This is a genomic window from Stutzerimonas zhaodongensis, assembly GCF_003696365.1.
In the GTDB taxonomy this organism is placed as follows: Bacteria; Pseudomonadota; Gammaproteobacteria; order Pseudomonadales; family Pseudomonadaceae; genus Stutzerimonas; species Stutzerimonas zhaodongensis.
The window spans coordinates 1,089,593-1,108,071 of sequence record NZ_RFFM01000002.1; the positions used below are offsets into that span (position 1 = coordinate 1,089,593).

19 protein-coding genes are annotated in these 18,479 nt (G+C 57.0%); 10 read left to right on the forward strand and 9 right to left on the reverse strand.

Translation table 11 applies throughout. The features are described from left to right. The first annotated feature begins 36 nt into the window (after positions 1-36). On the forward strand, positions 37-486 hold the full coding sequence (gene cynS / locus EA797_RS13485) for a cyanase (protein WP_122165950.1): 450 nt from the start codon (positions 37-39) through the stop codon (positions 484-486). Here cynS and EA797_RS13490 read toward each other — a convergent pair whose 3' ends face one another. The 3 genes from EA797_RS13490 to EA797_RS13500 form a co-directional block, all read right to left on the reverse strand. Then, positions 487-1,038: an ankyrin repeat domain-containing protein gene (locus EA797_RS13490; protein WP_122165952.1), complete on the reverse strand. Its 552-nt coding sequence runs from the start codon at positions 1,036-1,038 to the stop codon at positions 487-489. A gap of 78 nt (positions 1,039-1,116) precedes the next feature. Next, positions 1,117-2,619 carry a catalase gene (locus EA797_RS13495; protein ID WP_425275576.1) on the reverse strand — a complete coding sequence of 501 codons (1,503 nt, stop codon included), beginning with the start codon at positions 2,617-2,619 and terminating at the stop codon, positions 1,117-1,119. 220 nt (positions 2,620-2,839) lie between these two features. Further along, the gene (locus tag EA797_RS13500; protein WP_122165956.1) at positions 2,840-3,520 is read right to left on the reverse strand and encodes a c-type cytochrome; all 681 of its coding nucleotides are present in this window, start codon (positions 3,518-3,520) and stop codon (positions 2,840-2,842) included. Between the two features lie 256 nt (positions 3,521-3,776). Here EA797_RS13500 and EA797_RS13505 point away from each other — a divergent pair, with 256 nt between their 5' ends. Further along, a complete protein-coding gene (locus tag EA797_RS13505; RefSeq protein WP_122165958.1) occupies positions 3,777-4,259 on the forward strand; it encodes an acyl-CoA thioesterase in 483 nt (160 codons plus the stop codon). Positions 4,260-4,348: 89 nt separating this feature from the next. Beyond that, positions 4,349-4,690 carry a zinc ribbon domain-containing protein YjdM gene (locus EA797_RS13510; RefSeq protein WP_122165960.1) on the forward strand — a complete coding sequence of 114 codons (342 nt, stop codon included), beginning with the start codon at positions 4,349-4,351 and terminating at the stop codon, positions 4,688-4,690. Positions 4,691-4,866: 176 nt separating this feature from the next. On the opposite strand, the gene speA is transcribed toward EA797_RS13510, so the two are convergent. From speA to thiO, 3 genes are all read right to left on the reverse strand, one after another. Continuing rightward, positions 4,867-6,780: an arginine decarboxylase gene (speA, locus tag EA797_RS13515; protein ID WP_122165962.1), complete on the reverse strand. Its 1,914-nt coding sequence runs from the start codon at positions 6,778-6,780 to the stop codon at positions 4,867-4,869. A gap of 120 nt (positions 6,781-6,900) precedes the next feature. Continuing rightward, on the reverse strand, positions 6,901-7,272 hold the full coding sequence (locus EA797_RS13520; protein ID WP_122165964.1) for a translation initiation factor Sui1: 372 nt from the start codon (positions 7,270-7,272) through the stop codon (positions 6,901-6,903). 278 nt (positions 7,273-7,550) lie between these two features. Then, a complete protein-coding gene (gene thiO / locus EA797_RS13525) occupies positions 7,551-8,645 on the reverse strand; it encodes a glycine oxidase ThiO (protein WP_122165966.1) in 1,095 nt (364 codons plus the stop codon). A gap of 157 nt (positions 8,646-8,802) precedes the next feature. Here thiO and EA797_RS13530 point away from each other — a divergent pair, with 157 nt between their 5' ends. The 7 genes from EA797_RS13530 to EA797_RS13560 all read left to right on the forward strand — a co-directional run bounded on the left by EA797_RS13530 (position 8,803) and on the right by EA797_RS13560 (position 16,380). Next, entirely contained in the window at positions 8,803-9,321 is a 519-nt protein-coding gene (locus EA797_RS13530; RefSeq protein WP_122165968.1) for a GspH/FimT family pseudopilin, read from the forward strand. Positions 9,322-9,420: 99 nt separating this feature from the next. Then, positions 9,421-9,912: a GspH/FimT family pseudopilin gene (locus EA797_RS13535; protein ID WP_122165970.1), complete on the forward strand. Its 492-nt coding sequence runs from the start codon at positions 9,421-9,423 to the stop codon at positions 9,910-9,912. After that, a complete protein-coding gene (gene pilV, locus EA797_RS13540; RefSeq protein ID WP_122165972.1) occupies positions 9,909-10,379 on the forward strand; it encodes a type IV pilus modification protein PilV in 471 nt (156 codons plus the stop codon). The genes EA797_RS13535 and pilV overlap by 4 nt, the downstream gene beginning before the upstream one ends. Further along, the gene (locus EA797_RS13545; RefSeq protein ID WP_122165974.1) at positions 10,376-11,449 is read left to right on the forward strand and encodes a PilW family protein; all 1,074 of its coding nucleotides are present in this window, start codon (positions 10,376-10,378) and stop codon (positions 11,447-11,449) included. Before pilV ends, EA797_RS13545 begins: the two co-directional genes overlap by 4 nt. Further along, a complete protein-coding gene (locus EA797_RS13550; protein ID WP_122165975.1) occupies positions 11,446-11,979 on the forward strand; it encodes a pilus assembly PilX family protein in 534 nt (177 codons plus the stop codon). The genes EA797_RS13545 and EA797_RS13550 overlap by 4 nt, the downstream gene beginning before the upstream one ends. 1 nt (position 11,980) lies before the next feature. After that, a complete protein-coding gene (locus EA797_RS22020) occupies positions 11,981-15,934 on the forward strand; it encodes a pilus assembly protein (RefSeq protein WP_244214109.1) in 3,954 nt (1,317 codons plus the stop codon). Beyond that, positions 15,934-16,380 (forward strand): type IV pilin protein, encoded by a 447-nt coding sequence (locus tag EA797_RS13560; RefSeq protein WP_279635038.1) that lies wholly within the window; start codon positions 15,934-15,936, stop codon positions 16,378-16,380. The genes EA797_RS22020 and EA797_RS13560 overlap by 1 nt, the downstream gene beginning before the upstream one ends. Positions 16,381-16,431: 51 nt before the next feature. On the opposite strand, the gene ispH is transcribed toward EA797_RS13560, so the two are convergent. The 3 genes from ispH to lspA form a co-directional block, all read right to left on the reverse strand. Beyond that, the gene (ispH, locus tag EA797_RS13565; RefSeq protein ID WP_122165977.1) at positions 16,432-17,376 is read right to left on the reverse strand and encodes a 4-hydroxy-3-methylbut-2-enyl diphosphate reductase; all 945 of its coding nucleotides are present in this window, start codon (positions 17,374-17,376) and stop codon (positions 16,432-16,434) included. 169 nt (positions 17,377-17,545) lie between these two features. Then, positions 17,546-17,983, reverse strand: coding sequence for an FKBP-type peptidyl-prolyl cis-trans isomerase (locus EA797_RS13570; protein WP_122165979.1), 438 nt, complete (start codon positions 17,981-17,983; stop codon positions 17,546-17,548). Beyond that, the gene (lspA, locus tag EA797_RS13575; RefSeq protein WP_122165981.1) at positions 17,976-18,479 is read right to left on the reverse strand and encodes a signal peptidase II; all 504 of its coding nucleotides are present in this window, start codon (positions 18,477-18,479) and stop codon (positions 17,976-17,978) included. The genes EA797_RS13570 and lspA overlap by 8 nt, the downstream gene beginning before the upstream one ends.

Sequence of the window (18,479 nt, forward strand, 5' to 3'; positions counted from 1 at the left end):
CGCGGCTCACTCCTGCCCGATGAAGAGGAACCCGCAATGATTTCCTGCCGTAGCCAAGTGACCCAGATGATCGTTTCCGCCAAGGTGCGCAAGAGCCTGAAATGGACGCAGGTAGCTGAATCCATCGGCATGTCCAAGGAATGGACCACCGCTGGCTGCCTCGGCCAGATGGCGTTCGACAAGGCCCAGGCGGAGACGCTCGGCAAGCTGTTCGAGTTGCCTGACGAAGCCATCGCCTGGCTGCAAATCGTGCCCTATAAAGGGTCACTTCCCACCTCCGTGCCCACCGACCCGCTCATTTACCGCTGGTATGAGCTGGTCAACGTCTATGGCAGCACCATCAAGGAACTGATCCATGAAGAATTCGGCGACGGCATCATGAGCGCCATTGACTTCTCCATGGACATCCAACGCCAGCCGGACCCAAAGGGCGATCGGGTCAATGTCGTGCTGTCCGGCAAGTTCCTGCCGTACAAGAGCTATTGATCAGCGGGTACGGATTTCCCCACGCGCCAGGCTCTCGACCTTGTTGCCCAGCGGATCGGTTGCCTCGAGGTCGGCCCCGCGCTCGCGTAGCGCTTCGAGCAAGGCGTCACGCTGGAACAGGGCGGCATACATGGCCGGAGTCTGTCCGGCATTGTTGCGTATGTCGGGGTCGCACTCGGTTGCCAGCAAGCGCTTGGCAATACGCAACTCGCCTTTGAAGATCGCGCCCATCAAGGCGGTATTACCGCGTTTGTCCTTTGCGCAGGCATCGGCCCCGGCGCTGATCAATCGCTCCACCGTGTCCGAATGGCCGTTATAGGCGGCCAGGATCAGTGCGGTGTAGCCCTTTTCGTCGGAGGTGTTAAGGTCGTATCCGGCCTGGATGAATTCGTCGAGCACTTCATCATCGCCAAAGCGTGCGGCGTTGAAGAAATAGTCGCGTAACTGAGTCTGGACATGCTCGGAATCGTTCGCTAGCTCGCTCGGTTCCGACGCGGCGAACGCCTGCCCACTGCCGAGCAGCAAGGCAGCCAGTAAGTAAAGGCACTTCATGCTCCACTCCTGAAAATAGGTGACCCGAGGCTGGCTCGGGTCAGTGGCCGCCGTACTCGGCGACGGCCCGTTGCTGCGTCAGTCCTGCAGATCGGCGGCCAGCGCCTGAACCCGCTTGAGATCGGACTTGGCGACCTTGGTCAGCCCCTCGCCATACTCGGCATCGGCCTTGTAGAAGAAGGACAGCAGGTGATGGCGAGCCTCCTCGTCAGCCTTGGCCAGTTCGCCACCCAGGGTGTTGATCAGGTCCTTCTGCTCCTTCGCGCTGAACGAGCGATACAGATCGCCAGCCTGCTTGAAGTTCTGCTGACGCTGAATCGGTGCCTGTTGAGTGGTACCGCTGAGTTCCAGTTTGCTGAGCTCGGCACGCGGGGTTTCTTCACGATTCTCGCGGCGGCTCGGCTGGTAGTTGACGCTGGTGGTGGTGTGCCCGCCGTTCAGCTGGCCGTCCTGGTTGCCGTTGTTGACGTCCACTTTCGGGCGGTTGATTGGCAGGCTCATGCCGTTGGCACCGACGCGATACATCTGAGTGTCGGCATAGGAGAACAACCGCCCCTGCAGCAGACGATCTTCGGAGGGCTCGATACCGGGCACCAGATTGGCCGGCGCCATGGCAACCTGTTCGGTTTCCTGGAAGATGTTGTCGGGGTTCTTGTTCAGCACCATCTGGCCAATCTTGCGCTCCGGCACGTCAGGCCAGATTTTTGTGGCGTCCAGTGGATCGAAGTCGAACTTGGCAAGGTCTTGCGGCTTGAGCACCTGAATGTAGAGATCCCACTTGGGGTAGTCACCCTTGTCGATCGCGGTGATCAGGTCACGGCTCAGATGGCTGTAATCCTTACCCTGCATCGCCTCGTTTTCTTTCGGGTCGAGGTTCTTCAGGCCCTGCTGGCTTTTCCAATGGAACTTGACGTAGTGCACCTGGCCTTCGTCGTTGACCAGCTTGTAAGCGTGCACGCCGTTGCCATCCATCATGCGATAGCTGGCCGGGGTGCCCTGATTGGAGTACAGCAGGGTAAGGGTGCGGGTGGCTTCCGGGTGATGCGAGAGGAAGTCGAAGCGGCGAGTGTCGTCGTCCAGATTGGTACGCGGATCCGGCTTGAACGAGTGGACCATGTCCGGAAACTTCACCGCGTCGCGGATGAAGAAGGTCGGGAAGTTGTTGCCAACCAGATCCCAGTTGCCGTCGGCGGTGTAGAACTTGGTGGCGAAGCCGCGCGGGTCACGCAGTGTTTCGGGCGAATGCAGTCCGTGTACCACGGTGGAAAAACGGACGAAGACCGGGGTTGTTTCACCCTTCTCGAAAACCTTGGCCAGGGAGAGGTCGGAGATGTCAGCGGTAGCGGTGAACTCACCATGCGCGCCCGTACCCCGCGCATGCACGACGCGCTCAGGAACGCGCTCGCGCCCGAAACGCTGCAGCTTCTGCAGCAACTGGACATCCTGTAGCAGAGTTGGGCCGTTGGGGCCGGCCGTCTGCGAGTTCTGATTGTTGCCGACCGGCGCGCCATTATCGCGGGTCAGCGGAGCGGCATGTGCCGAAAGGCTCAGCAAGCTGGCGGAAAGCACGCTCAGTAGCATGCGGGCAGGCAAAGCGCCTGACAGGTAACGATTCATCTAGTCGTCCTCTTCTCGTTTTAGTTGCGTGTTGCACGCGTCGAGGAGACTAGGGTCCGGGGACCGATAGGCGAAATTGAATAAGCGAAGCGGCGCGATAGGCAATTTCTGGTTGCTTCACGCCTGCCTTGGGCTCACGCGCGCCTACAGCCGGGGCGCGAGGGGGAATCAGCAATTGATAGCGTCAGCGGGGCACCGCGCCGGTCAGCTGGGCACTTGCCCGCTGCTCTTGCATATCGCTCAGGCGCAGTTGAGTCAGGTAGGCGGCCAACGAGGCGATGTCCGTATCGGTCAGCTTGCTTGCGATGCCGATCATCACTGAACCGGCGCGGCTCGGATCGTTGGCACGGAACCGGGTAAGCGCCTTGCGAACGTACTCATCAGGTTGGCCGGCCAGGCGCGGCATGGTTTCCATGCCCTGTGCATGATCGCCGTGGCAGACCGTGCAAGTGCTCTGGAACAGTGCGCCACCACGTTTGACGAGCTCGGAGTCAGCCGTGACGTTACCTGGAGCTACCTTCTGCTGACTGAAATAGACCGCAATATTGACCCTGTCCTCGAGAGTCAGGCTCTTCGCCAGCTTCGACATTACGTAATCAACGCGCTCGCCGCTGGCGAACTTCTCGAACGAGTGAAAGAGATAAACGGGGCTCTGCGCAGCCAGGTTTGGAATGTGCGGGCGCTTGCTGTTGCCGTCCTCGCCATGACAGTACCCGCAGAAGACTGCTCGCTCCTTGCCTGCCGCATAAGCCTGCTCGCGACGCCTGGCGTCGTCCATCAGATAGCTGAAGCGCTCCATCGCCTCCTCGCTAGCATGGACGATGGATGCAAAGCAGCAACACAGGATAAGAATGATCGGGCGCATTGAGAATCCGGCACTGTTGAAAGGAAGCATGGCAGCCGGACTATAGGGATATGCGCAACCGGGATACTGGCGCAGGTCAATAAAGCCGCACAGAGGCGGATACTCCAGCCGGACGAGAGCGGAAATAAATGCAGCTGTGCGCTCTTGCCGCATTGACCGTGCAAATAAAAACTGAAGGCGCCGCCAATATGACGAACACAGCCGGTGTGTATTCGACTAAAGTAGCGGCCCTTTTTGCCAGCACGAGCCGCGAAACATGTTAGATGCACATGCCCAACTGACCATGACCGTCCTGATGACGCCGGACAAGGCCAACTTTTCGGGCAACGTACATGGCGGCACGCTGCTGAAATACCTCGACGAAGTGGCTTATGCATGCGCCAGCCGCTATGCCGGCCAATACGTAGTCACGCTATCAGTCGATCAGGTCAACTTCCGTCAGCCTGTACACGTGGGCGAACTGGTGACCTTCCTCGCCTCGGTCAACTACGTTGGGACCACGTCGATGGAAATCGGCATAAAAGTGATAACCGAAGACATCCGGCAGAAAACCGTCCGCCACACCAACAGTTGCTTTTTCACCATGGTCGCGGTCGGTGAGGATGGCCGTCCCGCCGCTGTCCCCCCGCTGAATCCGCAAACACCTGATCAGAAGCGCCGCTGCGCCCAGGCCCAGCAGCGTCGTCAGATACGTCGTGAGCTGGAAGACCGTTACCGCGCCATCAAAGATGAATACTGATCCATCGATGCAGCAGGCGGTGTCAGCCCCTAGCGGTTAAAAACCCTATACAATCCGCGGCTTTTCGCTACTGCCATCGAGGATTCGCCGTGAGCGCTTTGCCACCCTGCCCCCAATGCAACTCCGAATACACCTATGAAGACGGCCAGATGCTGGTTTGCCCGGAGTGCGCTCACGAGTGGTCGGCCAACCCGGAAGCTTCAGCCGGCAAGGACGAAAAGGTTATCAAGGACTCGGTCGGCAACACCCTACAGGACGGCGACACAGTCACGGTGATCAAGGATCTGAAGGTCAAGGGTTCATCACTGGTGGTGAAGGTGGGCACCAAGGTGAAGAACATCCGCCTCGTCGACGGCGACCATGACATCGATTGCAAGATCGATGGCATCGGCGCAATGAAGCTGAAATCCGAGTTCGTTCGTAAGGTTTGACCGGCACCAGGCGAGCCCTGCAATTGCCATAGGAGGCAGGTTGCTGCCGGTCAATGCCTCAAACGGTGCTGATCGACAGCTTGCAGGGTGGATCGCCTCATCGATCCACCGAGCGAGGCCCAGGTGGATCTAAAAAGCGCCATCCACCCTACGACCAATGGCTAGCCTGCTGACGATCAGGGCGTCAGATACGAAGACCGCGTCAGCCCCAGCCGCAGCGCATCGATGTACTGAGTGCGCTCCTTGGCACTGAGCCGTGCACTCGACACCTTATCGCGGTAGTAAGTCATCAACTCCTCCGGCGACAGGTGCACATAGCGCAGCATATCCTCGATAGTGTCGTGGGTCTCAATGCCGGCGTGATAGAAGCTGCCATCCTCACGCTGATAGACGTTCACCGAGTCGGTATCGCCGAACAGGTTGTGCATGTCGCCAAGAATTTCCTGGTAAGCACCCACCAGGAAAACGCCGAGGAAGTACTCCTCCCCCGCCTGAATGTCGTGCACCGGCATGCTGTTTTCGATGCTCTGCTCGTCGACGTAATGCTTGATCTTGCCGTCCGAGTCGCAAGTCAGATCCTGCAGTACTGCGCGACGTACAGGCTCTTCGGTCAGGCGATGCAACGGCACGATCGGCAGAATCTGGTCGATCGCCCAGGTGTCCGGCAGGCTCTGGAAAACCGAGAAGTTGCAGATGTACTTGTCCGCGAGCTTGTCGTTCAACTCATCAAGTACGGCGCGATGCGAACGCTGACGCGCCTTAAGCTGGTTGTACAGGCGGCGGCAAATGGCGAAATAGCTCTGCTCGGCCAGTGCTTTCTGCGCCAGGCTCAGCTTGCCGGATGCGTACTGCGCCGCGGCCTCGCTCATGTAGTGAGTCGCGCGCCAATAGGTTTCGGTGACCATCTCCGGATCGGTCGGGCCGAGCAAATCAGCCAATGCCTGCACGATCTCGGGCAGCTCATCGTAGTTCTCGATGGTCGGCGCCTCGTCGTTATGACGCTCAAAGTCGGTTACCTGCATGACCAGCACCGCGTGGTGCGCAGTCATCGCCCGACCGCTCTCGGAGAAGATGTGCGGGTGCGGCAGCTCCTGCCGGTCGCAGAATTCCTTGAGCATGCCGACCACGGTGCCGGCGTATTCGTCGATGTCGTAGTTGATCGAGCTGGCGTTGCGAGAATGGGTACCGTCGTAGTCCACGCCAAGACCGCCACCAACGTCGATATGGTCGACCGGCAGCCCAAGCGCCCGTAGCTCGGCGTAATAACGGATGGCTTCACGGAAGCCGTCACGGTAATCGGCCAGGTTGGCGATCTGCGAGCCCATGTGGAAGTGCAGCAAGCGAACACCCTGGTCGACGCCCGCCGCGCGGAAGCGGTCGATGACCGTAAGCAGCTGAGCAGCTGAGAGGCCGAACTTGGATTTTTCGCCACCAGTATCGGCCCACTTGCTCGATGCCAGCGATGACAAACGCACACGCAACCCAACTTGCGGCATCACCTTCAGCTCTGCGGCTTCCTCGATCACCAGCCCTACTTCCGACATCTTCTCGATGACGATGAATACGTTGTGGCCGAGTTTCTGTCCCATCAGCGCCAGGCGAATGAACTCACGGTCCTTGTACCCGTTGCAGACGATGGTGCCGCCCTTGGGCGCCAGCGCCAGTACGGCCATCAACTCGGGCTTGGAGCCCGCTTCCAGGCCAATGGAAACGTTCTGCGTGGCGATGATGTTTTCGATCACCGCCTCTTGCTGGTTGACCTTGATCGGGTAAAGCGCGGTGTACTTGCTCTGGTATTCCAAGCGTTCGATATTGGCGTCGAAGGCACCGGTCAAGCGACGCACACGGTCCTGGAGAATATCGGGGAAGCGCACCAGCAACGGGAGGGTCAACCCGGCATCGCGCAGCTGTTCGATCAAGCTGGTGAACTCGATGGCCTCGCCGTTGGGGCCCTGAGGTCGCACCTCGACATGGCCCTCATCGCTGATCGAAAAATACCCGGCGCCCCAGTGCCGGATACCGTAGACGCTGCGACTATCCGCTGCGGTCCACTGGCTTCCGTCATCTTTACGTGTGCGTCGTACAGGCATCTAAGCCTCCTGAAAATGAGATGGGGGTCTGTCGAGCGTAGCGCGACAGCAAGGCAATGCAGATTGGACAGCAGGCAGGCCGTGAAATAAGCGGCCCCGCCAGATTGGCTTGGAAATCGGTCAACCGCCGGACTTCTTGGCCTTGAAACCGCGCTTGATCAGCTCATCGATCAGCAGTTGAACATGGTCACCTTGTATTTCGATGACGCCTTCCTTGAGTGATCCGCCTGTCCCGCAGCGACGCTTGAGTGCGCTGGCCAAGTCCTTCAGCTCAGCCTCGGCAAGTGGCACACCCGTAATGGTCGACACTGTCTTGCCACCCCGCCCTTTGCTTTCCCGGCGGACCCGGGCGATGCCGTCGCCTTCGGGAATGGTCGTCTGCTTGCAGATACAAGCGTCCAGCGGCTGGCTGCAGCTCGGACAATGCCGCCCGGAATCGGTAGAAAAAACGAGGCCACCAAGGCCGGAGAAGGAGGTGGTTTTCTTGGCCACACGAACCTCTTGAGCGAAGAAATCGGCACCGCTACGCCCAGTGCCACACAGCCGCGCAATTTAACAGCAAAAACGAATCAGACGTAGACCCGGACGCCACCCTTCGATACCGATACCAGGAGCGCCGTCGGCGAGGACGAAGTCGAACGGTGACAGCGGTAATGCGCGAGGCCCGAACTCCGGCGAAGCTTTGATTTCTTGCACCGAGCTTCAAGCAGCAAGCTCGGCAGAGAGGCGCCCTCTCGCAGTCAGATTCGCCAGCAGGTCCGCAACCGACGTCAGAGCCTGCCAACCGGCGCATACGGCGAGGGATCAATACAGGGGGCACGCCCCAGCATCAGCTCAGCGAGCAACTGACAGGACGCCGGTGCCAGTACGAGTCCATTTCGGAAATGCCCGCAATTGAGCCATAACCCCTCGTAACCCGGCACCGCACCTATATAAGGAATGCCTTCAGGCGAAGCGGGCCTGAGACCTGCCCAGTGCTTGATCACCTTAGCATCGGCGAGCCCTGGCAGCAGGTCGATAGCAGTCGCCCTGAGGCTCTCCAGTGCATCCTCAGTGGGCGTTTTGTCGAAGCCGACGTCTTCCAATGTACTGCCGACGAGAATATGCCCATCACGCCGCGGAATCGCATAACGCCGCTTGGCCAGCACCATGCTGGGCAGGAAATCTTCGGCGCATTTGAAGAGGATCATCTGCCCTTTCATGGGCCGGACCGGTAATTCCAAACCCAGGCGAGCTATCAGATTGCCGCTCCAGGCGCCCGCCGCGACCACCACTTGCTCGGCCCGCATTTCTCCCAGCGCCGTTTGAACGCCTAAGATCCGCTGCCCTTCCCGCACGAAGCCATGCACTGGACAGCGCTCGACGATTCGCACGTTTGGCATCTGCGCCAAGGCCCCTCGCATCGCCTGTAGCAGCCTTGGGTTACGTACGTTGGCAACGCCCGGCATGTACACCGCCTTGGCGAAACCGTCACCAAGCGCAGGGACCGCGGCGTGCACCTCCTTCATGTGGACACGGTGAAGGGCTCGCCCTTCCCGCTGCGCCCAAGCCAGCGCGTGGTCTTCATCTTCAAGATCCAACCAGTAAAGCCCGGTCTCGTGCACCTCCGGATCCACACCGCTCTGCTGCTTCAACACCTCGCCAAGCCCCGGATAGTAATCCTGCGACCAATGGGCCAACGCCGTTACTGCGGCGCTGTAACGCCAGGGATAGAGCGGAGAAACGATACCGCCGCCGGCCCAGGAGGCTTCGGTGCCAGTGTCCGACGCATCGATCAAGGTTACGGGAACGCCCCCGGCCGCCAGCCCATAGGCAGACAGCAATCCAATGACACCACCGCCCACCACAATAGTCTGTCGCTTCACTCCACCTCCGGCACTCGGGTTCACATTTCCAGCTTTTCGTCCTTGGACTCTCCGCCACGCTGGTCTACAAAGCTCACTCGCCAACTGGAAGTTGGCGGAATGGAGCAAAAGACACCGCCAGGACGGCGGCAGATGATACGTGCAAAGGACCTGCACCATGCCAGACAAGGATCAAGGCTTCACGCTTGTTGAGTTGCTTATGACGCTGACGGTACTTGCCGTCGTGTTGGCCATAGCCATCCCCAGCTTTACTTCAGCCATCGAGTCGGTTCGCCAGCGCACTCAGATCAATCAGCTAGTAGCCGACCTCAATTTCGCTAGAAGCCGGGCGATAACAAGCAGACGGCCCGTGAGCATTTGCGCAGGCCAGGAGAACTGTAACGGCACGCGAAGCTGGAGTGGCCAGATACTGACGTTCGAAGACCTGAACGGTAACGGCAAGCTTGATATAGAAGACGCTTCACTTCGGATATCGATGATAGACGCGAGTCTCGACTGGACCTGGCGAAACTCTCGCCAGCAGCGGCACATGACCTTCAAACCGGACGGTACGACCCACAGCCTGAACGGCACCTTCATTCTTTGCCGCCAACGTGTAGCGCTTAAGACGGTTGTGATCAATGTCACAGGACGAGCGAGACTTGGGACACCCACTGCTGACGACCATTGCACCTAACATGCCGCACAACCTACGAAACCAACCGGACGTCCGGGGACAATAGGAAGCGCAACGGCTTATCGGGATGATCTGATGACTTTAAAATCGAGAAAAACCATGCGGTATTCCCGAGCTTTCACCCTTATCGAGTTGCTTGTCACCCTGGCGGTTCTGGCCATCGTGATGGCGATCGCTGCACCTTCTTTCACCAACCTCATCCAGAGCAACCGGACCCAGACGATATCAAACGATCTCTTAGGTGCGCTGCAATACGCCCGCTCCGAAGCAGTTAAGCGAGGCGCCAAGGTCGATATATGCCGACGCAATGGCGAAGTTTGTGCCAACGCTACGGACTGGGGCAACGGCTGGCTTGTAAAGGTAAATGGTGGAGCGGTACTGCGCGTATGGGAAGCAGTTGGCGGGCGAGATACCGTTACTGGCCCCAACGAAACACTGACCTATCGCCCGAACGGTTTGCTGGTCAAGGCAGACGATGCTGTTGACTCGACCTTCACCGTTGCTTTTGCAAACTGCACTGGCAAGCCCCAGTACACCATCGCGCTCACAGCTACGGGACGGGCTACAAGCGCAAAAGGAACTTGCCCATGAGACAAAATTTAAAACCTGCAAGCATTCAGCGAGGCGCGACACTTATCGAAGTGCTGGTGGCCATGTTGATTCTTTCGGTCGGGTTGCTAGGACTTGCGGGCATGCAAATGACCGCACTGCAGAGCAACCAGAGCGCCTACTACCGATCCCAGGCAACCGTGCTGGCTTACGACGTGATCGACCGCATGCGGGCCAATCGGGCCGATGCGCTCAACGGGGTATACGACATTGCCCTTAAGAACGAAACGTGCAACCCGCAGCTCGCTCCGAGCGGAACCCTTGCACAAAGAGACGTCGCCGAGTGGCTGAACTCACTCTCCTGCCTCTTATCTCCCGATGCCCGCGGCAGTGTGGTGCGTAATGGTCGGCTGTTCACCGTATCCATCGAATGGAATGACAACCGCGGACGCATCGACGATGCCGAAGAGAACGACCGCGAAACCTTCGTTTACCGGACACAGCTATGAAACAAGTCTCTTCGAAACAGCAGATGGGCTTGTCGCTCGTCGAGCTAATGGTCGCCATGCTGATCAGCCTGATCTTGCTCGGCGGGGTTCTGCAGGTTTTTTTGTCCAGTAAGGATATGTACCGCACCAATATTGCCGTTGCACGCGTACAGGAAGCAGGTCGATTTGCGACTGAGTTCATTGCTTTCGATGTCCGGCAAGCGGGATATAAAGGCGAGTGTCTAAGTGAACCTTCAAATCACCTGAATATTAGTAATGCGAACGCAAACCTTCAAAATGCCTACAGCACGTCACCCGCCATTCAAGGGTGGGATAACACGAAACCGGTGTTTTTCGCAGCTGCCGATACGACGCGCGCTAATACCGACTCGTTTGTAGTTAAGTATGCTGGAGATGGTCAAGAGTTCCAGGCCAACGGGACTAACAACACCAACGCCCAAAGCTTAACAGTTGATAAAAGTACCGATGCGTATGCCGGACAAATTATTCTCCTCGCCAACTCCACGGGCTGCGAGGTATTTCAAAACACCAACAACAACAACGCAAGTGCATTTCAGAAAGCTGGTGGCAATGCCACACCCGGCAATATCAATCAACAGTGGAGCCAGTCATATAACGGTTTTATGACAGCGCACATTTTGCGCAGCCACACCTATTTCATTCGAAATAACGATGGTCGCCTGCCCTCGCTTTGGCGTCGCGTGCTTAGCCCAAGCCCGAAAATGGAAGAATTGGTTGAGGGCATTATTGAGATGCAGGTGACATATGGAATTGACAAAGATGGTGACCGCCTTGCCGATGAATATGTCAAGGCGGGTACCAACAACCTCACCGCAAGCGGTGCCGGCGACTGGAACAAGGTGGTTTCAGCTCGCATCTCGGTTATTGCCATCAGTCCTGAGACCAATGTTCTGGACGAACCTCAGAAGTTCGTATTTCCCGCAATCATCGGCATAAACAGGGACGACGAATACGCGACTTACGGGAATGACGGCACCGTCACCATCAAGAACAACCGTGTCGCCCAGGTCTACACCGCCACGGTTGCCATACGGAATCGTCTGCCATGAGAAATGGATCTTTCAGCCAATCGAAGCAGCGCGGCGCCGTGCTGCTCGTCGCACTCATCATGCTTCTCCTGCTTACCGTCCTTGGTGCTGCGGCGATGCGCGATACCAATCTGCAGGAGCGCATGGCTGGCAACATGCGCGATCAGAGCCTTGCCTTTCAGGCTGCAGAAGCAGCACTCCGCTTCGCCGAGCAGGAAGTCAGAACTGACTATGCCAATCTTATTAGCGACACCAAATACCCCATAGACAACCGGATAGGGAACACAGTTGTGCCGCCTACGGTAGTCACTTTCAATGGCTTTACCGGCGAGGTCGCCAGCAAGCCGACCTACACCATTACGCGGCTTCCGCACCCCGGACAGCTCGATATGCAGAACATGGTCAATTCGACGACTGCAGGGGGCGACTCACTTGCCGCTGGAGAGTCGCTGATTCTCGATTTCGTCCTGGTACGCATCGAAGCCACAGGCACCGGCGCCAGCCCAGATTCGAAGGTAACCCTTCGTTCACTGTATTTCGTAGAGGAGTGACATGATGCCGCTCAAAAACCGCCACATGTCTGAAAGTGGATTTTGGTCTAAATCCCGCCCGCTAGTGCTTGCCGGAACTGCATTGATCTGGACACTTAGCGCTGGCCAAGCCGCAGCTGACGTGTCGCAGACGCCATTGCTGCTCGGTGGAGGCAACGTTCCTGGCAACCTTGCTCTTGTCCCATCAGTAGAATGGCCGACACTTCTGTCAATCGCCAACACAGGCAATTACAGTTCAGCCAATATATACCTCGGCTATTTCGACTCCGCCAAGTGCTATACATACGACAAGACCAATGAGTGGTTCCAGCCAGATGGGTACGCTAACGCCAGGAAGTGTGGCGGCGCTAAACAATGGAGCGGCAATTTTCTTAACTGGGCGGGCACACCAACTATCGATCCTTTCCGGAGTGCGCTTACAGGCGGATACCGCTACAAGGATGAAGTAGGCCTGACAGTACTTGAAAAAGCACGCCATACTGGTCAAAGCGCCGCCGGCAATCGAACCGCAAACGCTAATATTCCTCAGACGGAAATAGTGGGTGCCACCCCCGCAAAAAGTGACTGGACCAACTTTTACCTACGCTTAAGTGGCCTGGGTGTTGACATGTTGTTCTCAACTTGGAACGACAAGCTAGACGACACCGACGCAGCTAAACTTGAGCAGGTTGCATACGACCCGACGATCACCGCACCTTGGGATGCCGGCCGACTCCTCAAAAGCTATAAACCTACTAACAACACAATCAAGACAGTTTATCGTCTAAAAATGCGGGTCAAAGTTTGCGTCCCAGGCCAGCTAGAAGCCAATTGCAAGAAGTATAGTGACACTAACTACAAACCCGAAGGGCTGCTCCAACAGTACAATGAGAGTATACGTTATAGCGTGTTCGGTTATCTCAACGACGAGAATCAGCTTCGCGACGGCGGCGTGCTACGTGCCGGGCAGAAATATATCGGACCACTTAAAAGAGAGCGAGGTGTAGCCGGACAGCTTGAGAACGCTCAGACCGAGTGGAGCAGCGTGACCGGCGTTTTGGTGACCAACCCGAATCCTGCTGATGCCACTGCAACGCAAACAGCTTTTGGTCGCGCAGTGACTAACAGCGGAGTTATCAACTATCTTAACAAGTTTGGACAACTTACCACCTACAACCATAAGAGCAATGATCCCGTCAGCGAGCTTTATTACTCGGCATTTCGTTACTTTCGAAACCTCGGAAACGTGACTGAATATAGCACCCCATCACCAGCCCACAACGCAGCTCCAAGTAATGCGGCGAAGGATAAATGGTTGGATGGGTTCCCGGTTGTTACAAACTGGAACGACCCCATTCAATATGCGTGTCAGAAGAACGTGATTCTAGGCATTGGCGATACTAACACCCACGCCGACCGTAACCTCCCGGGTGCCACCAAAAGTAACCTGGAACCAGCGACCCCAGCGCAGATAACGGCTGACTCTTTTAATGTGACCACCGCGACTGCAAAGGTAGGCACGCTAGAAGGCGTCGACACTAAGGCAACTGCCGCTACCGCATTTGGAGACTGCTGCAGCAACAACTCTGCCTACATCGCCGGGATGGCGTATCACGCCAACACAGTCGACTTGCGCGACGATATCAGTGGCAAACAGCTGCTATCCACCCATTGGGTCGATGTTCGTGAAAATGGCGTATTGAAAGGCAGGGCGAAGAATCAATATTGGTTAGCGGCAAAGTATGGTGGCTTGAAAATCCCGGAAGATGTCAACTTCGGCGACCCTTATGAACGGACCGAAGCTATACCGACGGCCTGGTGGACAGACGGAGACCGGACCGAACAGAACGACTTTCGTCCACGGAATTTTTATGTGGCAAGCGATGCCACCAAAATGGTCGAAAGTCTTAAAACCGCGTTCGCAAATATTGCTGACGAAGTGCGCAGCACTACCGCAGCCCTGTCGACCAACTCTACAAAGCTTGACACCGGTACAGCGGTATTTCAGTCAATGCTCGATAGCGCCAATTGGAGCGGCGATCTGCTAGCGAAAGCCGTATCTGCCAACGGAACAGTTAGCGCTACACCGAGCTGGAAAGCAGCAGCGAAGCTGGATGAGCTAAGCAATGCTCAGTTGGCTGACCGCGTGATTCTTACCTCAGCCCCTCCGACCGCGGACGGCACCTCAGGTGCCTTGAGATCTACCACGGGCCGCACCTTCTTTTGGGAGCAATTGAACACGACTCAACGGAACGCCCTGCGCGCGACTGCCGGCGGAACCTTAGCGACCGAACAGGTTGGCCAGGATCGGCTCGCATTCATTCGCGGTGACCGCAGCAAGGAGCGGACAGATACCGCCCCAAACAACCCATTCCGCCAGAGAGGCAGCCGTCTCGGCGACATTGCCAACTCTGACCCGCAATATATCCACAAACAGAATTTCGGCTATTCGCAGCTGCCCGAAAGCGCTGGTTTTACGAACACCATAAAGAGCGCGTACACCGCTTTTCGCGCCCAGAGTTCTTACCAGAACCGCCCCCCTCTTGTTGTGGTGGGCGCGAACGACGGAATGCTGCACGGATTCAATGCGAGTCTAGGAGCGGCGGGGGGCAAAGAGCTTTTTGCCTATGTGCCAAACGAACTGATCAAAGACCTTTACCAACTCACGGAGCCTACCTATTCCCACCGCTACTACGTAGATGGCACGCCACGGATCGGCGATGCGCTGGTGGGTAATCAGTGGAAAACAGTAGTAGTTGGTTCCTCTGGCGCGGGCGGCAGAAGCATCTTCGCGCTGGACATCTCAAATCCCGGCAGCATGTCTAGCGGAAACTTCCTTTGGGAGTTCACGCACCCGGAAATGGGTTACAGCCTCGGGCGGCCTAGCCTTGTGCCTCTTTATAACGGTAAGTTCGGCGTGGTCGTGACCAGTGGATACGCTAGACCTTCAACAACCACTAACGGATATGTCTGGATTCTCGACGCGTCGAACGGCAGTGTACTAAAGCGCTTTGATCTACCAAACAGCGGCGACCTGGGCTCCCCTCTTTCGGTCGATCTGGACAACGATCGAGTTGCCGACCGGTTATACGTCGGAGATACCAAGGGCAACGTATGGCGCCTGGATATCAACAGCACAACTGTCGGCAACTGGGACGCACCAGCGGCTTTGAAAACAGGCGGCAGTATTGGACCCTTGTTCATAGCCAAGGACAGTGCCGGAATCCGCCAGCCAATCACCGCGCCGCTTGATGCGGCCTACACCAAGGATCGCAAGGTCATCCTGGTGTTCGGGACGGGCAGTTTTTATCAGACCACAGATAACGAGATCCCGACATCCCCGCAAGTTCAATCGTTCTATGGCGTCATTGACAGTGGTGCTCAAATCGAAGGACGTCGCACCTTGAGGGAGCAAGAAATCCTCAAAGAGGTGTCCGGTACCGAACTCAATGGCCGGGCTGTCAGCCAGAACGCCATGGTTGAAGGCGATAATGGTTGGTATATGGACTTGGTTTGGAAGACCGGCCGAGGCGGACCAGGGGCCAAGGGGGAGCGAGTAATCTCCCAAGCCCAGTTAGGTGGAAACAGGGTTACATTCAGCACGCTTATCCCATCCGCCGACCCTTGCGATGCTGGCGGAACAAGCTGGATCATGAGCCTCGACCTGGCTACAGGTAGCCGGCTTGCGTATTCCTACTTCGATTACAACGGTGACGGAAAAATTGACGAGAGCGACTACATTGAGCTCGAAGATGGAACGAAAGTCCCGGTAAGCGGGGTAGCGGATCCAAATGAGGGTGCCGTGAAAGGCACAATCGGCCTGAACGACCAAAGCACAGGCAAGCGTTACCTCTGCTATGCCAGCTCAGCCTCTAGTACCGGCTCTGAGGGTGTAACTCCGGTATGTATTGAGGTCATGGGAGATAACAACGACTCCAATCGCCTGTCATGGCACGAAGTGAGGAACAACCTGTGATGGTATCTATGCGCCGCCGTCCGAGCAGTCGTGGCTTTACTTTGATCGAGCTGATGATCGTAGTCGCGATCATTGGAATCATCGCCGCCATTGCCTACCCAAGCTATCAAGAATACGTCCGTAGCGCGAAGCGTGCAGATGCGCAATCAGCTCTGATGGAACTCTCACATTTCATGGAGCGTCACTACACCGCCAATGGTCGCTACGATAAGAATGGTGAAGGAAATGCGACATCTTTGCCGTTCGCCCAGGCACCCAGGGACGGATCGTCTAAGACGTACGATATAGACTTCGCTGATGGTAGCCCTGATGCCTCGACATACCTTCTTGTGGCGACACCTACAGGAAGCATGGCCAACGATAAATGCGGGATGTTGACGCTTAGCAATACCGGCGCCAAGGGGCAGAAAGCAGGGATGACGCTTGCGGAATGTTGGAAACGTTAAGAGAAAAAACAAAAGCCCGGCATAGCCGGGCTTTATTTATGTGTGGTCTGTTTAAATGGCCTTCAACCGCAACTCCTTCGGCATCGAAAACGTCACGTTCTCCGGTCGCCCATCAAGCTCATCCAAGCCAGCCGCGCCCCACTCTTTCAGCTGATCAATGACCCCACGCACCAGCACTTCAGGTGCTGAAGCTCCGGCGGTTATGCCGATGCGCTCGATGTTCTCGAACCACTCCCGCTTTAAGTCTTCCGCGCCGTCAATGAGGTACGCCGGCGTGTTCATGCGCTCAGCAAGCTCGCGCAGGCGATTGGAGTTGGAGCTGTTGGGGCTGCCCACTACCAGCACGACGTCGCACTCGTCAGCCAGTTGCTTGACCGCGTCCTGACGGTTCTGTGTGGCGTAACAGATGTCGTCCTTGCGCGGGCCACCGATGCTCGGAAAGCGTGTGCGCAATGCATCGATTACTCGACTGGTGTCATCCATCGACAGCGTCGTCTGCGTCACGAACGCCAAGGCCTCCGGGTTACGGACTTTAAGTTCGGCGACGTCCTGTTCGTCCTCCACGAGATAGATGGCGCCTCCATTGGCTGTGTCGTATTGGCCCATGGTGCCTTCGACCTCAGGATGCCCTTCATGCCCGATCAGGATGCATTCGCGGCCCTCACGGCTGTATTTGGTGACTTCCAGATGCACCTTGGTCACCAGTGGGCAAGTCGCATCGAATACCTTTAGGCCGCGCTTTTCCGCTTCCATCTTCACCGCTTGAGAGACGCCATGCGCGCTGAATATGACGATAAAGCCATCCGGCACCTGATCCAGCTCATCGACGAATATGGCGCCCCGCTCGCGCAGATCTTCTACAACGAACTTGTTGTGCACGACTTCGTGGCGCACGTAGATCGGGGGACCGAACACCTCGAGCGCACGGTTGACGATTTCGATGGCACGGTCGACACCGGCACAAAAGCCACGCGGATTGGCGAGTTTGATCTGCATAAGGGTTCTCGACGCTCGGGGGCGGGTAAGTTGTGAAGTGTACCGGCTGTTGTAGGCACGACGTTAAACTGGGTCATTAGGAAGAATGCAGGATGCTGCGGCCTAATCGCCAGCAAGGACTGAGTGCCCCTCTGGCTCGTACAACAGCGAACGCAAACGACCGGACGAATCAGACCGGCTGAACCTCGAATACCTCCACTTCGAAGGTCAGCGCCTTGCCTGCCAACGGATGATTGAAATCCACGGTGACCTGGCGCTCATCGAAGCTTTTGACGATGCCTGGAAGCTCAGTCTTAGCTGCATCGTTGAAGATCACCAGCAATCCCTCGGACAGCTCCATGCCTTCGAACTGGCTACGCGGCATGACTTGAACGTTCTGCGGGTTGTGCTGGCCAAATCCCTGTTCAGGAGCGATCTGGAAACTGCGCTTGTCACTCGCCCTGAGCCCGAACAGCTGTTGTTCGAATCCTGGCAGCAAGTTGCCATCGCCAATCTTGAACGTTGCCGGCTGCTTGTCGAAGGTACTATCCACCAGCTCGCCATTTTCGAGACTGAGCGAGAAATGCATTGTCACCTGCATACCCTGCCCGATGCGCTGCTCACTCATTTACGGTTTCTCCCGTTTTACTGCTACGGAACATGTCAAGCGCCAGCATTACAGCGCCTATGGTGATAGCGCTGTCCGCGACATTGAATGCTGGGAAGTACCAGCGGTTCTGCCAATGCACCAAAATGAAGTCGACTACATGACCAAGTACGACGCGGTCATAGAGGTTTCCGAGCGCGCCACCCAATACCAGCGCGAGAGCGACAGCGAGCCAGGTTTCCTCGGGTTTCAAACGCTTCATCCAGACAACCAGCACCGCACTGACGCCAAGCGCGATGGCGGCGAACAGCCAACGCTGCCAACCCGAATGATCCGCGAGGAAGCTGAACGCCGCGCCCGTGTTGTACGCCAATGTCCAGGCGAAATAACCGGGAATGACGTCAAGCTTCTGGTACAGGCTGAAATTAGCCTCGAAGTAATGCTTAGTCGCCTGATCCAGCGCGATGACCAGGATGCTCAGCCAGAGCCACGTCAGCTTGCCGAGACGAGCGCTCAT

What these genes read in the sequence shown, in the direction of transcription:
- EA797_RS13535 (WP_122165970.1), top strand. Translation starts at nt 9,421, where the DNA reads ATGCGGTATTCCCGAGCTTTCACCCTTATCGAGTTGCTTGTCACCCTG.
- EA797_RS13500 (WP_122165956.1), bottom strand. Translation starts at nt 3,520, where the DNA reads ATGCGCCCGATCATTCTTATCCTGTGTTGCTGCTTTGCATCCATCGTC.
- EA797_RS13495 (WP_425275576.1), bottom strand. Translation starts at nt 2,619, where the DNA reads ATGCTACTGAGCGTGCTTTCCGCCAGCTTGCTGAGCCTTTCGGCACAT.
- EA797_RS13545 (WP_122165974.1), top strand. Translation starts at nt 10,376, where the DNA reads ATGAAACAAGTCTCTTCGAAACAGCAGATGGGCTTGTCGCTCGTCGAG.
- EA797_RS13560 (WP_279635038.1), top strand. Translation starts at nt 15,934, where the DNA reads ATGGTATCTATGCGCCGCCGTCCGAGCAGTCGTGGCTTTACTTTGATC.
- ispH (WP_122165977.1), bottom strand. Translation starts at nt 17,376, where the DNA reads ATGCAGATCAAACTCGCCAATCCGCGTGGCTTTTGTGCCGGTGTCGAC.
- EA797_RS13490 (WP_122165952.1), bottom strand. Translation starts at nt 1,038, where the DNA reads ATGAAGTGCCTTTACTTACTGGCTGCCTTGCTGCTCGGCAGTGGGCAG.
- EA797_RS13550 (WP_122165975.1), top strand. Translation starts at nt 11,446, where the DNA reads ATGAGAAATGGATCTTTCAGCCAATCGAAGCAGCGCGGCGCCGTGCTG.
- EA797_RS22020 (WP_244214109.1), top strand. Translation starts at nt 11,981, where the DNA reads ATGATGCCGCTCAAAAACCGCCACATGTCTGAAAGTGGATTTTGGTCT.
- cynS (WP_122165950.1), top strand. Translation starts at nt 37, where the DNA reads ATGATTTCCTGCCGTAGCCAAGTGACCCAGATGATCGTTTCCGCCAAG.
- pilV (WP_122165972.1), top strand. Translation starts at nt 9,909, where the DNA reads ATGAGACAAAATTTAAAACCTGCAAGCATTCAGCGAGGCGCGACACTT.
- lspA (WP_122165981.1), bottom strand. Translation starts at nt 18,479, where the DNA reads ATGAGCGCTCGTCTCGGCAAGCTGACGTGGCTCTGGCTGAGCATCCTG.
- EA797_RS13570 (WP_122165979.1), bottom strand. Translation starts at nt 17,983, where the DNA reads ATGAGTGAGCAGCGCATCGGGCAGGGTATGCAGGTGACAATGCATTTC.
- speA (WP_122165962.1), bottom strand. Translation starts at nt 6,780, where the DNA reads ATGCCTGTACGACGCACACGTAAAGATGACGGAAGCCAGTGGACCGCA.
- EA797_RS13505 (WP_122165958.1), top strand. Translation starts at nt 3,777, where the DNA reads ATGTTAGATGCACATGCCCAACTGACCATGACCGTCCTGATGACGCCG.
- EA797_RS13530 (WP_122165968.1), top strand. Translation starts at nt 8,803, where the DNA reads ATGCCAGACAAGGATCAAGGCTTCACGCTTGTTGAGTTGCTTATGACG.